Here is a 16,552-nt window from a genome sequence, read left to right as displayed (position 1 = left end):
CTTCTCATTTTTGCTAAATTGCTTAAATCAATTAAAATTTTCATATAAATAAATCTATAATTTATAATCAAAAAAGCGAATATATCAATTGATATATTCGCTTACATTATTTTCTTATTTAGCGTATTCTATTGCTCTTGTTTCTCTTATTATACTAACTTTTATTTGTCCTGGATATTCTAATTCATCCTCTATTCTCTTAGTCATATCTCTAGCTAGTAAATGAATATCTTCATCACTTACATTTTCAGGTTTAACCATTATTCTAATCTCTCTACCCGCTTGTATAGCAAATGATTTATCAACACCATCATATGAGTTCGCAATTTCTTCAAGTTTTTCTAAACGTTTAATATACGCTTCTAGAGTTTCACGTCTAGCTCCTGGTCTAGCTGCTGATATAGCATCTGCAGCAGTAACTAATACGGCTTCTATAGTTTGTGGCTCATAATCACCATGGTGTGTACTCATAGCATGGATAACATCTTTAGATTCTTTATATCTTCTAAGTAAATCCATACCTATTTCTACATGAGTACCTTCCATCTCATGATCTACAGCTTTTCCTATATCATGTAAAAGACCAGCTCTCTTAGCTAATTTAACATCTGCACCTATTTCAGCTGCCATTATACCTGCGATATGTGCAACTTCTATAGAATGTCTTAAGACATTTTGACCATAACTAGTTCTATAATTTAATCTACCTAAAAGTCTTACTAACTCTGGATGTAATCCATGTACCCCTGTTTCAAAAGTAGCTTGTTCCCCAAATTCTTTAATAATACTATCTACTTCTTTTCTAGCTTTTTCAACCATTTCTTCGATTCTAGCTGGATGTATTCTACCATCTGCTATAAGTTTTTCAAGAGCTATTCTTGCAACTTCTCTTCTTATAGGATCGAATCCTGATAATATAACAGCTTCTGGAGTATCATCTATTATTAAATCTATACCAGTAAGTGTTTCTAATGTTCTTATGTTTCTACCTTCTCTACCGATGATTCTACCTTTCATCTCATCATTAGGTAAGTTAACTACGGTAACAGTAGTTTCTGCAACATGATCTGCTGCACATTTTTGTATAGCATATCCTATTATTTCTCTAGATTTCTTGTCCGCTTCTTCTTTTGCTTGAGACTCTATTTCTTTTATCATTATAGACATTTCACGTCTTACGTCTCTTTCTGCATTAGTTAAAATGATTTCCTTAGCTTTATCAGAAGTTATTCCAGATATATTTTCTAACTTTTCTAATTGTTGAACTTTTATGTTTTCAACTTGCTCTTCTTTCTTCTCAACCTTTTTTAACTTATCGCTTAAAACATTTTCTTTGTTCTCTAGAGCTTGAAGTTTTTTATCTAAAACTTCTTCTTTTTGTATTAATCTTCTTTCAAATTTTTGTAATTCAGTTCTTCTTTCCTTATTTTCTTTCTCTGCTTCATTTCTCCATTTATGGATCTCTTCTTTTGCTTCTAATAGTTTTTCTTTTTGTAGAGTTTCTGCATCTTTTTTTGCTTTATCTATTATATCATCGGCCATCTTCTCAGCTTGGCCAATCTTAGCTTCAGATATGTTTTTTCTTACAAAATAACCAACTATAATACCCACAAATATTCCCAATAAAGCGCTTATTATTGCCTCTATGACATCCACCTCCTTTGTTAATATAAACCGTCAACTACAGTATTTATAACATCTATTTTTATAAACTAAATAAGAATATTTCATTCTTATTTAATTTTATAATTTTTTCTACCTTGTGTCAAGTTAATAGGAGGTATAGGAACCATTATTCTCCAATATTTTCTGTTGACTCTTCGTTTTCTGAAGAACCTTCTCTATTTTCATCTAATTTATAATATTTTCTTACTAAAACTTCAATTTCTTCTATTAAATCAGGATTATCTGATAAGAACTTTTTAACATTTTCTCTACCTTGTCCTAATTTTGTTTCATTGTAGCTATACCAAGCTCCAGACTTTTTAACTATATCTACATCTGTAGCTATATCTAATAAATCCCCAACTTTAGATATACCTTCTCCATACATTATGTCAAATTCACATTGTTTAAATGGAGGAGCAACCTTATTTTTAACTACTTTTACTCTTGTTCTACTTCCCATTACTTTATCCCCTTGTTTTATAGTGTCTATTTTTCTGACATCTAATCTTACAGAAGAGTAGAATTTAAGAGCACGTCCACCTGTTGTAGTCTCAGGACTACCAAACATAACTCCAACTTTTTCTCTTAATTGGTTTATAAATATTGCTACACAGTTAGATTTCTTTATAGAACCTGTTAACTTTCTTAAGGCTTGAGACATAAGTCTTGCTTGAAGACCTACATGTGAATCTCCCATATCTCCTTCTATTTCAGCTTTTGGAACTAATGCTGCAACTGAGTCTATTACAATTATATCTATAGCACCACTTCTAATTAGTGCCTCTGCTATTTCTAATGCTTGTTCTCCTGTATCTGGTTGAGAAACTATTAAGTTATCTACATCTACACCTAAAGCTTTTGCATATATCGGATCTAGAGCATGCTCTGCATCTATGAATGCTGCTATTCCACCTTGTTTTTGAGCTTCTGCAACTGCATGTAGTGTAACTGTTGTTTTACCAGAAGATTCTGGTCCATATATCTCAACTATTCTTCCCTTTGGAAGACCTCCTATACCAACTGCTATATCAAGCCCTATAGAACCTGTTGGTATAACATCTATAGCCATAGAGTTAGCTTCACCTAACTTCATTACTGATCCTTTACCAAAATCTTTTTCTATTTGAGATAACGCTGAATTTAACGCTTTTAATTTTTCATCTTGTATTCCTGCCATTTATGGTACCTTCCCTTCTATAAATCATGTATATTATCTTTATTTTATTTAATTTAAAGTTTCCAATCAAACACTTGTTCTATTAATATTATATCTAGTTTTATAATTAAAGTCAATTAAATAATACTTTATTAGTATTAACTTTAATTATAAAACTTTATACTATTCTTCCATAAATTGTATAAATATTTTTAATTGATTATAAATTGATATTTACCAGTTTATAGTTTAAATTTTTTAAATAAAAAAAGACAGGCATAAATGATTTATCCCCACCTTTTTATAATTACTTACTTTCCATAAATAGATTTTTGTTTTTATATAAATATTCCCACCCTGAATAAAGAGTAAGTAGTGTAGCTATTAAAATAGTTACTTTACCTATATTTAAAAGTGGTATACTTCCAAAGTCTTTTCCTAATAATAAAACTATTATAGCTATCATCTGTGAAATAGTCTTTAACTTACCTCCAGAGCTTGCTGCTATAACTTTTCCATCAGCAGCTGCTATAGCTCTTAATATACTAACCGTAAGTTCTCTTGCAACTATAATTATAACCATCCATGCTGGAACTAAGTCAAATTCTATCATAGTTGTCAAAGCTGAAATCACTAATAGTTTATCTGCAAGTGGATCCATAAACTTTCCAAAATCAGTAACTAAATTATATTTTCTTGCTATATATCCATCCATTGCATCTGTAGCTGAAGCCACTATAAATATCATACATGCTATTAAAAATTTATTTGGTACGTTTAACATCATTATGATTATAAATACTGGTATTAAAAATATCCTAAATAAAGTTAATTTATTAGGCAAGTTCATTAACTACATCTCCCATCAAATCATACTCTAGAGCATTGTTTATTTTTACATTTACAAAATCTCCTAGATTAAGTTTATTGTCAGATTTAACATAAACTATACTATCTATTTCCTCTGCATCTCCTTGAGTTCTTCCTATATAAACCTTGTCTTCTATTTGTTCTTCTATTAAAACTTCATACTCATTATCTACCTTTTGAGCGTTTAACTCTTTAGATATTTCTTGTTGAACTAGCATAAGTTCATCTCTTCTTCTTATCTTAACATCTTCTTCTAAGTGATTTGGTAGTTTATCTGCTGGAGTATCTTCTTCTCTAGAATAAGCAAAAGCTCCTAATCTATCAAATTTAACTTCTTTTGCAAATTCTACTAATTCTTTGAAATCTTCTTCTGTCTCTCCAGGGAATCCAACTATTATAGTAGTTCTTAATGTTGCATCTGGTATATAACTTCTTATCATCTCAACCTTAGCTTTTATATCTTCTTTAGTTGTATGTCTATTCATTAATTTTAATACACTATTGCTTGCATGTTGTATAGGCATATCAAAATAATTACATATGTTATCATATTTTTTCATAACTTTTACAAGTTCTTCTGTTATTGATTCTGGGTAAGAATACATTATTCTTATCCATTTTATACCCTCTATTTGAGCAAGTTCTTCTAATAATTGTGGTAGTTTAGCTTCATTGTATAAATCAAATCCATACTTTGTAGTGTCTTGTGCTATAACTACAAGTTCTTTAACTCCTTTAGATGCTAAGTCTTTGGCTTCTCTTAATATGTCTTCCATTTTTCTACTTCTATACTTTCCTCTTAACTTAGGTATTATACAGTAAGTACAGTGATTGTCACACCCTTCACCTATTTTTAAATAAGCCATATAATCAGGTGTTGTTACATATCTTGGAAGGTCCTCATTGTAAGCAAATTCTATATCATTTAAGCTTACTATATTATTTTCTTTTTTAAGCCCTTCTATAATTTCATCTATTTGTTGATAACTTCCAGTACCAACTATAGCATCTATTTCTGGTATCTCTTCTTGAAGTTCTTTAGCATATCTTTGTGCTAAACATCCAGTAACTATAAGTAATTTTAAATTTCCAGTTTCTTTTAATTGAGCTAGGTCAAGTATTGTATCTATCGATTCTTGTTTTGCTGATTCTATAAATCCACAAGTGTTCACAAGTATTATATCAGCATCTTCAAAATCTCCTACCAGTTTATATCCTTTTCTATTTAAAATTCCCATCATTATTTCTGCATCTACTAGATTCTTAGAACATCCTAATGATTCTAATGCTATTTTTAACATCTATATTGCTCCTTCCTTCGCTGCTTTGTGAAAATCAATCATATCTATTAAAGATTCATCCATATTGTCACAATTTATAACCTTATTATATTCATATTTTTCAACAGAATGCCCATAAAGTGCATCATAATATTCTACTAAATAATGTTCTATAAGTTGGTCGTATTTTCCTTCATTAAATAACTCTATATAATAATCAACTTTTGCATTTCCTAATCTTTTTCTAAATTTATTTATACATTGTATTAATGCTTCATCATTTTTCTTATCTGTATATATATAATCACTACATAATCTATCTACTCTAGATTTTATACTACACTCCATTAATACATGATATCCATCTCTTATTATTCCTTCATATATCTCATGTGGAACATTCACATGTCCAACTCTTTTACTTTCACTTTCTATGAAAATGTAATCACTTTTTGAGAAGTATAGTTTTTCAAAAATCTTCGTTTCAAACTTCTTTTGTGTTGGAGGTTTTTCATCAAACATTATAAATCCAAAAGTAGATCCACTATTTTTAGCCATACCTTCTAAGTCTATAACATCTATGTCATTTTCTTCTAGCTTTAGTAACATATCAGTTTTACCTACGCCAGTTAATCCATGTAATACTATAAAATTTTTAGTATCCATAATTGTTTTAAAGTAATTTAGTACAAAGTTTCTATAAGCTTTATATCCACCTTCTAATTGATATACATTAACACCTAATGTAGATATCATATTAACTAAACTACCACTTCTCATTCCACCTCTAGCACAATATATAACTATATTGTCATATTCATTAGCTAAACTTAAAACTTCCATGTACATATGCTTAAGTTTATCTTTTACATAGTCAAATCCTTTTTGGATAGCCTCATGCTTTCCTTGCATTTTATATATAGTTCCTATATCTTTATGCTCATCGTCATTAAATAAAGGCATATGAAATGCATCTACTATATGATCTTCTTCAAATTCCGCGCTTGTCCTAACATCTATAAATATCGAGTTTGGTAAATCTAATGCACCTTTAACATCTATTGTTTTCAAATTTATTCACCTTCTAAATTATCTAAGTCTTGTTTGCTTATTAACACTTTTCTCGGCTTACTTCCTTCGCTCTTTCCTACTATGTTTCTTTCTTCCATAGAATCTATAAGTCTTGCCGCTCTATTAAATCCTATTTTAAACTTTCTTTGAAGCATTGAAGCTGAAGCTTGACCACTTTCAACTACAAATTCTATTGCTTCACTTAAAAGCTCATCTGTATCATCGTCTTGTTCTTTTGATATTTTACTTATACTATCGACAATACAGTCTTCATATTTAACTTCTTCTTTAATTTGACCTTTTATATAGTCAATAACTTTCTCTGATTCTGATTCTGATATAAACGCACCTTGTAGTCTTACTGGTTTTGCTGCTCCTAGTGGGTAGAATAGCATATCTCCTTTTCCTAAAAGTTTTTCAGCTCCACCCATATCAAGTATTGTTCTTGAATCCGTTTGTGATGATACAGCAAATGCTATTCTTGAAGGTATATTAGCTTTTATAACTCCTGTTATAACATCAACTGATGGTCTTTGAGTAGCAACAATTAAATGCATACCTGCTGCTCTTGCCATTTGAGCTAATCTACAAATATAATCTTCAACATCACTAGCACTAACCATCATTAAGTCTGCAAGCTCGTCTATTATTATAACTATCTTAGGAAGTTTTTCTTCGCTTTTTTCATTATAGCTAGTTATATCCTTTACACTTGTTTCTGCAAATAATTTATATCTTCTATTCATTTCTGTAACTGCCCAATTAAGTGCATTAGCTGCTTTTTTAGGATCTGTTACAACTGGAATTAATAAATGTGGTATTCCATTATAATTTGCAAGCTCTACAACCTTAGGATCTATAAGTAAAAACTTAACTTCATCAGGGTTAGCTTTGTATAAAATACTATTTATTAAAGTATTTACACAAACACTCTTTCCTGAACCTGTAGATCCTGCTATAAGTAAATGTGGCATTTTACCAATATCAGCTATTATTGGTTTTCCTGCAATATCTTTCCCAAGACCCATAGCTAATGGTGATTTAAACTTTTCAAATTCATCACTTTCAAGAACTTCTCTTAAAGTTACCATTTGAGCTTCCTCATTTGGAACCTCTATTCCTATAGCACTTTTACCAGGTATAGGAGCTTCAATTCTTATACTCTTAGCAGCTAAGCTAAGTGCTATATCATCTGTTAGGTTAACTATTTTACTTACCTTTACTCCTGGACTTGGTTGAAGTTCGTATCTTGTAATAGTAGGTCCTACTGTAACTTGATTTACTTTTGCCTCCACTCCAAAGTCTGATAGAGTTTTTTCAAGTAAAGAAGCATTTTTTAATACTTTTTTCTTACTTTTATCATCAGTTTTTGTATCAATTTTATTTAAAAGTTCAACACTAGGCTTTTTATAATTTTCATAACTTGAATCTGTCTTTATATTCATAGGTTGAGTTTTATCTAGTTCACTATTTGCTTGATTTTCAACCTCTGTTTTTGAATTAGGTTTTGCCTTTTGTAGTTCTTTTAAAACTTCTAATTCAGGCATACTTTGAGTGCCCTCTAATATTTCTAGGTAATCATCTTCGGCTTTATTAAATCCTACAATTTTTATTGTCTTATCATTTTCATCTTCATATGAATCATCTACATTACTATCTTCTTTAGACTTACCTCTTAATCCAGCCTTTGTTACCATAGTATTTTCATCTACTTCTTCCGTTACCATATTAACCATAGCTGATTTTAAGTTTTTAGCCTTGTCTTTAAGTGAAAGATTACTATTTTTATCTTTATTTGACTTAGCCTTAATTGTATATATTATGTCTTTTAAAGATATATTAAATGTAAATAGACATGTTATAAATAATGCAAAAATACTTACTAACCATGCACCTGTTATCCCAAATATTTTAGTAACATAATAAGTAATAACAGTAGCTATAAGTCCACATCCTTCTCCATTTACAGCTTGTTTAGTTACTTCTTTTATAACATATGTATTAGTAGGACTATCTATAGGTAAATTTTTTGCATTTATTAGACCATAAAATATGAATATAAAAAATACACCTACATAATATAACTTTGTACTCTTAATTCTATATATATATTCATTCTTCTCAAAAAATCCTAGCACACCACTAACTATTATTATAAACGGTATAACTAATGATAATTTACCGAATAAACCTAGGAATATATTTTGAATAAATGTTCCTAACATTCCCATTGAACTAGAGTTTAAACTATATAGTAAAAATATACCTACAAATATAGTTATAAGGTTATTATATTCAGCCGTAAAACTTGATTGTATATTCTTTTTCTTTTTAGATTTTTTCTTAGCCACCCATCTCACCTCTTTAAAAATAAATTTATACAAGAATTAATAAACTGCAAAATCATAGCAAAAAGTGCTAATGTATTTATACACTAACACTTTTATATCTTTTAATTATAGCATATATTTTGTTGTTTAAACAAATTTATTTGCTTATATCATTTATTATCTTCCTTATCGTCTTCTTTTATTAATTCTCTTAACTTTGACATAGCCTCTTTTAGTCCACCAACTTCATCAATCAAACCACAATCTACTGCTTCTTTTCCTATTAGGACACTTCCCACATCACTAACTAACTCTTCTTTAGAATACATCAACTTTTCTAATTCTTCTCTGTTTATATCTGATGTTCTAGTTATAAACTGAGTAATTCTTTCTTGCATCTTCTTAAAATATTCAAAAGTTTCATTAACTCCAATTACTAGTCCATTGGTTCTTATAGGATGGACTATCATTGTAGCTGTAGGTGCTATAAATGAATGATTTCCTGCAGTGGCAAGAGGAACACCTATACTATGACTTCCTCCTAATACAAGAGTAACTACTTTTTTAGATAAACTATTTATAAGTTCTGCCATAGCAAGTCCAGCTTCAACATCTCCACCTACAGTATTTAATATAACTAAAACTCCTTTTATTTCACTACTTTCCTCTATTGAAAATAACATAGGAATTATATGTTCATATTTGGTTGATTTTTTTTGAGGGTTTCCTGCAAAGTGACCTTCTATCTCACCTATTATAGTTATACATTGTATATCTTTTATATTAGATTGTGGAATATTAGGTACTCCCATTTGCTTTATATTTTCAATATCTTCATGCTCTTCATTACTATTTTCATTTTCTTCAGATTTTAATTTTATTCGTTCTTCATTATCTTTATTGTATAAAAAGCTCATATGTAGCCTCCTTCTAAGACTTTATTTTTTCCTATTTTTGTTTAGGATGTTTTTTTATTGGTCTTGATGTATTTTGAGCTACTGAACCACTTTTATTAGGTCTAAAGCTTGCTGGTAGGCTTATTTCTTCATCGAATTCTAATTTAAATGTAGGTTGTTTTTTATTTTTTTTATTTGACATAAAAAATCCTCCTTTAATGTTTAACTTTAAATATAAGTTAACCAAAATCGGAGGATATTATTAATTTAATCTAATTTAATTTAAATTCTTCATGTATAGCATGAACTGCATTTTTCATATCTTTTTCTTCAACTAAGCAAGATATCGTCATATTTGAATCAGATGTTTGCAATAAGTTTATCTTAGATTTTGATAGTGCTCTAACAATTTTTGTCATAACTCCAGGTATTCCAGTCATCTTAGAACCTATAAGTGTTACTTTAGCACAATTTTCTTTGATTTTATAATCTAAATTATGAGCTTTTAATATTTCTATTAAAGAATTTAGCTTATCATGTTCTATTACAAATGCTTTTTCTTCTATAAAAAAGTTTATCATATCTAAACTTATTTCATTTTTTTCTATATCATTCATTATTTCAGTGAATATATCTTCTCTTGATTTAATTTTTATTTGAGCTATTCCATTTTTATGAGCAACAGCTGTCATAGTATTTAAGCATGCATCATCTTCATTTACTTCAAATTTGGGACATCTTCCACTTATTCTAGTTCCAGGATATTCTGGATTTAAAGTATTTTTTATACTTAAAGTAATAGATCCACTTTTTGCTATTTCAACTGCTCTTGGATGTATGACTTTAGCTCCTTTATCTGCCATTTGAAATACTTCTTCATAGTTTATATATTCTAATACCTTAGCTTCTGGTTCTACTCTTGGGTCTGCAGTCATTATTCCATCAACATCTGTGTATATCTCTACATTCTCACATCCTAATGCTTTACCTATAGCAACAGCAGATGTATCACTACCTCCTCTACCTAGGGTAGTTACTTCTCCATCTTCTGTTACACCTTGGAAACCTGCAATTATTACAACTTTACCTTTACTTAATTCCTTAGATATTCTATCTGGCTTTATATCTACAATTCTAGAATCTGAGAATTGTCCATCTGTATAGATACCAGCTTGGCTACCTGTTAAAAATATAGAATCTATACCATAGCCATTTAACATATTTGTAAGTATTGTTCCTGAAATTATTTCTCCACAAGACATTATTAAATCTAGTTCTCTCTTAGATGAATTTTCATTTACATCCTTACATAAATTTAATAATGTATCTGTTGCATAAGGTGCACCTTTTCTTCCCATAGCTGATACTACAACAACTAAGTCTAAACCTTTTTCTTTATAGTTTTTTATTATACTGCAAACTTGTTGCATTTTTTCATTAGACTCCACAGATGTCCCGCCAAATTTTTGAACTACTATTGTCATATTGCCCTCCTAATAAATACCATCGTATTCTATAATAATCATGTCATTACCAATCTTTTTTACATTTCTCCATGGTACTTCCAATACCGATTTGTCTTTTCTAAATCCAAAGAAACCTCTTTCTCTTGGAATTAATAAAGCTAATATTTTTCCAGTTGTATCTTCAATTATAAGATCACATTCTCCAACTACTCCTAATCTCTCTCCCGTAACTAAATTTACAATCTCCTTACCTGCTACTTCAGATAAATTCATACGTATCCCCCCATATAATATATCTAATATAGATAACCTTAATTATATGTCTAGTCTAGTTAGTCTAAAGTTATACTTTCTACATCTCTTCCTACAATGCATATGCCTATATTTTCTTTGTTAAATACCTTGTCTATAATTAAGTCTATTCTAGCTTTTTCAATATTATTTATACTTTCTATAATATCATTAGGATCTTTTACCTTTTTAGTTAAAAGCATCGATTTTCCTATTGACATCATTCTACTGCTAGTACTTTCTAAACCTAATATATAGCTTCCTTTTAACTGCTCTTTACTCTCTCTTATTTCTTCTTCTGTAAGGTGATTTTCTCTTATATTATCAATTTCTTCCAATACTAAATTATATACTTTTTTTAGATTTTCGTTACTCATACTTGCATAAATACCAAGTTCTCCACTCTTTCTATAAAGACTTGGCGCAGAGTATATTGAATAAACAAGCCCTTTATTTTCTCTTATATTTTGAAACAATCTAGAACTTATGCTTCCTCCAAAGATATTATTTATTATAGATAAAGCATAAGCATCTTCTCTATCTTCTAAAGGTATCGCTTTTAGACTTATAGCTAAGTTAACTTGTTCAGTATCTTTATTTTTAGCTATAAAACATGGATGAAATTCAGGAGTAGTTATTTCTATATTTACATCTCCTTTATTCAGATTTTTAAATTTTTCTTCTATTAATTTTACTATTTCTTCAAATTTAAAATTACCACTGATTGAAATAACTGAATTGCTAGCAACATAATACTTTTTGAAATAATCACTTATAATTTCTCTATTCATATTGTCTAGTGATTCTTTAGTTCCTATTATATTACCTCCAAGAGCATCTGTTTTATATACTCCTTCCATAAGTAAGTCATATACTAAATCCTCTGGAGAATCTTCATACATTTTTAATTCTTCTAAAATAACCTGTCTTTCTTTTTCTATATCTTCTTTGTCAAATAGTGGATTCAAAAACATATCACTTAATATGTCTAATCCTATATCTATATGTTCATCTAATAGCTTTACATAGTAGCATGTGCATTCTTTACTTGTAAATGCATTTATTTGACCCCCTAGGTTATCTATTGTACTTGCAATTTCCTTAGAAGTCCTATTTTTAGTTCCTTTAAAAAGCATATGTTCTATAAAATGCGATATTCCACTTAGTTTTTCACTCTCTATCCTAGAACCTGCATTTACCCATACTCCAAGTGTTATAGATTTTAAATAGGGAATCTCCTCTCCTACTATAGTAAGACCATTATCTAATGTGTGTATTTTATACATACTCATCCTCCAATTTCAGTTGTGCTTTATAATATTTATGATAATTTTTACTTTATATCTTAAGCAATGTCCTTTAAATTATAATTTAGTGAAATAAATTATTCAACATTAAAATACTATATAGTCTTTTTAACGTCAAATACATCACTAAGTTTACCTGGTTTTAATCCTTTACTTTCTATAATTTCTATAATATCATCAATACCTTCAGCGCTTGCATGTGTAGGATGCATTAGTATTATACTTGAGTCTTTCATATCTTTAGATTTTACTCTTTCTATGATAACTTCAGGTTCTTGTCTATTTTTCCAATCTATTGTGTCTATATCCCACTTATATGGTATATATCCTAAATCAATAGCTGCTTTTACTGTGTCCTTATTAAAAGAGCCTCCTGGAGCTTGGAAAAACTTTGTTTCCGTTTTTATTATTTCATCTATAATCTTTTTTGATGTTTTTATTTGTTCATAATTTTTGTCATAATCTAAAGTTCCATAGTCTAAATGTTTGTAGCCATGATTAGCTATCTCATGTCCTTTTTTTTGAATTTCAAGTAGAAATTCTGGATTTTCTTCAGCCCATCTTCCTGTTACAGCAAAAGTTATCTTTGCTTTTTTTTCATCTAATACTTTAAGTATTTTTTCTATGTATTCACTTTCCCACCCTAGGTCTACGTTGCAACTAATTGCAACGCGCCCACTATTGGTTTTATTACCATTGTAATATGGTTCACTAGCTTTATAAAACATATTTAATGTTGGCTTATCATTATTTCTATTAACAAACAAAAATCCTAAAATTGCTAATATTATAACTAAAATTCCTATAAATATTTTTTTAAGCTTTTTTTTATTGAGTACCATCATTATCATAAAAGTTTCCTCCTAATATGTACAATTTATTCTCCTTAAATTGTATTAGGTAGTCTAACTTTTTATGCATCTATATTATATATTGTATTTTACAGTGTATATATAACTTAAAATGACTTTACTATTGTAAAAAATGCTTTTATATAAAAACACCTATTAACATAATGTTAATAGGTGTTTTTATAAGTTATTACTTTTCTTCTTTATTTGATTGCTCTTCTTTAGTTTCTTTTACTTCTTTAACTTCTTTTTTCTCAGGTTTTGGTAAAAGTGCTTTTCTAGATAAGTTTACTCTTCCTTTTTCATCTATTTCAGTAACTTTTACTGTTACTTCATCTCCTACATTAAGAACGTCTTCAACTTTATTAACTCTTTCATGAGCTATATGAGATATATGAAGTAATCCTTCTTTTCCTGGAAGGATTTCAACAAAAGCACCAAAGTTCATTATTCTAGTTACTTTACCTGTGTAAGTTTCTCCTACTTCAGCTTCTGCAACTATATTATTTATAAGTTCTTGAGCTTTTGCTATCATTTCAGCATCTATTCCGCTTATGAATACTTCTCCTGTTTGTTCAATATCTATTTTAACACCAGTTTCATCTATAATCTTAGTGATTATTTTTCCACCAGGTCCTATTACATCTCTTATTTTATCTGGATTTATGTTCATAGTAACAATCTTAGGTGCATACTTAGAAAGCTCTGGCTTAGGCTCAGATATAGTCTTTCTCATTTCATTTAATATGTGTATTCTACCAACCTTAGCTTGTTTTAAGGCAGTTCTTAAAACTTCTTCATCTATTCCAGCTATTTTTATATCCATTTGTATAGCAGTTATACCATTTTCAGTTCCTGCTACTTTAAAGTCCATATCCCCTAAATGGTCTTCCATCCCTTGGATATCTGAAAGTACAGCAACTTTATCATCATGCTTTATAAGTCCCATAGCTATACCTGCAACCATATCTTTAAGAGGAACACCAGCATCTAAAAGTGATAATGTAGATCCACATACACTTCCTTGAGAAGTAGATCCATTAGAACTTAAAACTTCTGAAACTACTCTTATTGCATATGGAAAATCTTCTTTAGAAGGTATAACAGGAAGTAATGCTCTTTCTGCAAGCGCACCATGACCTATTTCTCTTCTACCTGGTCCTCTTGATGGTCTAGCTTCTCCAACACTGTATGCTGGGAAGTTGTAATGATGCATATATCTCTTACTTTCTTCTTCATCAAGTCCATCAAGTATTTGAACATCACCTAATGCTCCAAGTGTTGCTATAGACATAACTTGTGTTTGACCTCTTGTAAATAATCCAGAACCATGAGCTCTTGGTATAAATCCATTATCGCACCATATAGGTCTTATTTCATCTGGCTTTCTATTATCAGGTCTTATATTTTCATGTACTATAAGTTTTCTTACTTCTTCTTTTATAATTGCATGTAATGTTTCTTCTATATCTTGTCCGAACTCTTCTGCTATTTCTTCAAAATGAGTAAAAGTTTCTTCCTTTACTGCATCCATTTTTTCCATTCTCTCAAGCTTCTCTACAGTTTTTACTGCTTCTTTCATTTTATCTGTAGCAAACTCACGAACAGCTTTTTCTACATCTTCATCTATTTTATAAAGAGTAACTTCTATTTTTTCTTTACCTACTTCTGCAACTATCATTTCTACAAATTCAACAACTTTTTTAATCTCTTCATGTGCAAATAATATAGCTTCTAGCATTAATTCATCTGGAATCTCTTCAGCCCCTGCTTCAACCATCATTATAGCATCTTTCGTACCTGAAACTACAAGGTGAAGTGAACTTTTTTCTCTTTGTTCTGCTGTTGGATTTATAACAAATGCCCCATCTACTAATCCTACTGATACAGAACCAGTTGGTCCATTAAATGGTATATCAGATATTGATAAAGCTATTGATGACCCTATCATAGCTACTATATCAGGAGTACAATCTTGATCTACCGATAAAACAGTTGCAACTACTTGTACATCATTTCTAAATCCCTTAGGAAATAACGGTCTTATAGGTCTATCTATAAGTCTAGATGTAAGTATTGCTTTTTCTGAAGGTTTTCCTTCTCTTTTTAAGAATCCTCCAGGTATTTTCCCTACTGAATATAACTTTTCTTCATAGTCAACACTTAAAGGGAAGAAATCTATTCCGTCTCTTGGTTGAGCTGACTTTGATACGTTTACCATAACCATAGTTTCACCATACTGAAGTATAGCACTTCCACTAGCTAGTTCGGCAATTTTCCCTATTTCAACAGAAAGCTCTCTTCCTGCAAAATCCATTTTAAAAACTTTATGTTCAAACATTAATGCTTGTACCTCCTCTTTATTAAAACCGCGTTTAGTATCCTATGTACTATCTTATCAAAAATACTATAATTTAACAACATAAAAGTAAATTACACACTTGTATTGATATGTTTTAGAGATACAAAACGTAAATTAGCAAATAATCTATTTTAACTTATTATTCACTTAATATGTAAAATTTAATACATTTAATTTGAACAACTAATAGCTAGTATGTCTGGACCTGTATGAGAACATATACAAGCTCCACCTCTTGTTAGATATAAGTTCTTTACATTAAACGTTTCTTCTACTTCTTTTTTAAGTATTTCAAAGTCTTTTACGTTTTCGCCACAACCAATAGTTATATTTTTATCTTCAAAACTATCATATTGCTCTTTTATTAAATCTATTAAGGTATGTATTACATGCTTTTTACCTCTTACTTTTGTAACTAATGATATATTCCCATCTTTCATAGAGAATATAGGCTTTAAGCTTAACATATTACCAATAGTTGCAGAAGTTACAGATACCCTTCCGCTTCTTTTTAAATATTCTAAACTACCTGGAACGAAAAATAAATTTACACTTTCTCTTAAAGCTTCTAATTCATTTACTATAGCTTTTGCATCTAGATTTTGATCAATAAGTTGACATGCTTTTATAACAAACTGACCACTTCCTAAAGATAAATTTAAAGTATCAAATATATGTATATCTCCATCTGTATCATTCTTAGCTATAACAGCACTTTGATATGTACCAGAAGATCTTGATGATCCAGTTATACAAATTATTGAATAATCGTCTTTATATTTATCAAATACCTCTTTAAATTGCATATATGTAGCTTGAGATGTTTTAGGCATAGTACTAATCTTTTTCATAGTTTCATAAAACTCTTCATTTGTCATGTCTATACCATCTTTATATTCTTTACCGTCGATTATTATAGTTAATGGCATTATTTCTATGTCATATTTTTCAGCTAACTCCATAGGAATATCACATAAACTATCGCATATTAATTTTATTTTCAT

14 protein-coding genes are annotated in these 16,552 nt (G+C 29.4%); all 14 read right to left on the bottom strand.

Annotation, left to right across the window (positions count from 1 at the left end; translation table 11 throughout):
• Nucleotides 1-114 precede the first annotated feature (114 nt).
• Complete coding sequence (gene rny / locus ATCC9714_RS03520; RefSeq protein WP_057544458.1) at nucleotides 115-1,656, bottom strand: ribonuclease Y; 1,542 nt, start codon at nucleotides 1,654-1,656, stop codon at nucleotides 115-117.
• Nucleotides 1,657-1,792: 136 nt separating this feature from the next.
• Nucleotides 1,793-2,845: a recombinase RecA gene (gene recA / locus ATCC9714_RS03515; RefSeq protein WP_021128849.1), complete on the bottom strand. Its 1,053-nt coding sequence runs from the start codon at nucleotides 2,843-2,845 to the stop codon at nucleotides 1,793-1,795.
• A gap of 286 nt (nucleotides 2,846-3,131) precedes the next feature.
• On the bottom strand, nucleotides 3,132-3,674 hold the full coding sequence (gene pgsA, locus ATCC9714_RS03510) for a CDP-diacylglycerol--glycerol-3-phosphate 3-phosphatidyltransferase (protein ID WP_055332339.1): 543 nt from the start codon (nucleotides 3,672-3,674) through the stop codon (nucleotides 3,132-3,134).
• Nucleotides 3,661-4,995 (bottom strand): 30S ribosomal protein S12 methylthiotransferase RimO, encoded by a 1,335-nt coding sequence (gene rimO / locus ATCC9714_RS03505; protein ID WP_021128851.1) that lies wholly within the window; start codon nucleotides 4,993-4,995, stop codon nucleotides 3,661-3,663. The genes pgsA and rimO overlap by 14 nt, the downstream gene beginning before the upstream one ends.
• Nucleotides 4,996-6,045, bottom strand: coding sequence for a tRNA 2-selenouridine(34) synthase MnmH (gene mnmH, locus ATCC9714_RS03500; protein WP_057544457.1), 1,050 nt, complete (start codon nucleotides 6,043-6,045; stop codon nucleotides 4,996-4,998).
• 2 nt (nucleotides 6,046-6,047) lie between these two features.
• Entirely contained in the window at nucleotides 6,048-8,396 is a 2,349-nt protein-coding gene (locus tag ATCC9714_RS03495) for an FtsK/SpoIIIE family DNA translocase (RefSeq protein WP_057544456.1), read from the bottom strand.
• A gap of 149 nt (nucleotides 8,397-8,545) precedes the next feature.
• Nucleotides 8,546-9,292: a ClpP family protease gene (locus tag ATCC9714_RS03490; RefSeq protein WP_054630766.1), complete on the bottom strand. Its 747-nt coding sequence runs from the start codon at nucleotides 9,290-9,292 to the stop codon at nucleotides 8,546-8,548.
• 31 nt (nucleotides 9,293-9,323) lie between these two features.
• Nucleotides 9,324-9,473, bottom strand: coding sequence for a hypothetical protein (locus ATCC9714_RS03485; RefSeq protein WP_021128855.1), 150 nt, complete (start codon nucleotides 9,471-9,473; stop codon nucleotides 9,324-9,326).
• Between the two features lie 70 nt (nucleotides 9,474-9,543).
• Nucleotides 9,544-10,755, bottom strand: coding sequence for an aspartate kinase (gene dapG, locus ATCC9714_RS03480; RefSeq protein WP_057544455.1), 1,212 nt, complete (start codon nucleotides 10,753-10,755; stop codon nucleotides 9,544-9,546).
• A gap of 9 nt (nucleotides 10,756-10,764) precedes the next feature.
• Nucleotides 10,765-11,010, bottom strand: a complete 246-nt coding sequence (locus ATCC9714_RS03475; RefSeq protein WP_021125213.1) for a YlmC/YmxH family sporulation protein — start codon at nucleotides 11,008-11,010, stop codon at nucleotides 10,765-10,767.
• A 59-nt stretch (nucleotides 11,011-11,069) separates the two neighbouring features.
• On the bottom strand, nucleotides 11,070-12,314 hold the full coding sequence (locus ATCC9714_RS03470) for a M16 family metallopeptidase (RefSeq protein ID WP_055329568.1): 1,245 nt from the start codon (nucleotides 12,312-12,314) through the stop codon (nucleotides 11,070-11,072).
• Nucleotides 12,315-12,430: 116 nt separating this feature from the next.
• Complete coding sequence (locus ATCC9714_RS03465; protein ID WP_057540561.1) at nucleotides 12,431-13,186, bottom strand: polysaccharide deacetylase family protein; 756 nt, start codon at nucleotides 13,184-13,186, stop codon at nucleotides 12,431-12,433.
• A 190-nt stretch (nucleotides 13,187-13,376) separates the two neighbouring features.
• Nucleotides 13,377-15,527 (bottom strand): polyribonucleotide nucleotidyltransferase, encoded by a 2,151-nt coding sequence (locus ATCC9714_RS03460; RefSeq protein ID WP_055329569.1) that lies wholly within the window; start codon nucleotides 15,525-15,527, stop codon nucleotides 13,377-13,379.
• Between the two features lie 191 nt (nucleotides 15,528-15,718).
• Entirely contained in the window at nucleotides 15,719-16,552 is an 834-nt protein-coding gene (locus tag ATCC9714_RS03455) for a DegV family protein (RefSeq protein WP_054631510.1), read from the bottom strand.

The sequence above is a fragment of the Paraclostridium sordellii genome (genome assembly GCF_000953675.1).
Classification (GTDB): Bacteria; Bacillota; Clostridia; order Peptostreptococcales; family Peptostreptococcaceae; genus Paraclostridium; species Paraclostridium sordellii.
This window is presented reverse-complemented; position numbering and strand designations above follow the sequence as displayed.

Coding starts and splice junctions, on each gene's coding strand:
- ATCC9714_RS03490 (WP_054630766.1), bottom strand. CDS start 9,292: ATGAGCTTTTTATACAATAAAGATAATGAAGAACGAATAAAATTAAAA.
- dapG (WP_057544455.1), bottom strand. CDS start 10,755: ATGACAATAGTAGTTCAAAAATTTGGCGGGACATCTGTGGAGTCTAAT.
- ATCC9714_RS03485 (WP_021128855.1), bottom strand. CDS start 9,473: ATGTCAAATAAAAAAAATAAAAAACAACCTACATTTAAATTAGAATTC.
- ATCC9714_RS03465 (WP_057540561.1), bottom strand. CDS start 13,186: ATGATAATGATGGTACTCAATAAAAAAAAGCTTAAAAAAATATTTATA.
- ATCC9714_RS03455 (WP_054631510.1), bottom strand. CDS start 16,552: ATGAAAATAAAATTAATATGCGATAGTTTATGTGATATTCCTATGGAG.
- pgsA (WP_055332339.1), bottom strand. CDS start 3,674: ATGAACTTGCCTAATAAATTAACTTTATTTAGGATATTTTTAATACCA.
- ATCC9714_RS03470 (WP_055329568.1), bottom strand. CDS start 12,314: ATGTATAAAATACACACATTAGATAATGGTCTTACTATAGTAGGAGAG.
- recA (WP_021128849.1), bottom strand. CDS start 2,845: ATGGCAGGAATACAAGATGAAAAATTAAAAGCGTTAAATTCAGCGTTA.
- rimO (WP_021128851.1), bottom strand. CDS start 4,995: ATGTTAAAAATAGCATTAGAATCATTAGGATGTTCTAAGAATCTAGTA.
- ATCC9714_RS03460 (WP_055329569.1), bottom strand. CDS start 15,527: ATGTTTGAACATAAAGTTTTTAAAATGGATTTTGCAGGAAGAGAGCTT.
- ATCC9714_RS03475 (WP_021125213.1), bottom strand. CDS start 11,010: ATGAATTTATCTGAAGTAGCAGGTAAGGAGATTGTAAATTTAGTTACG.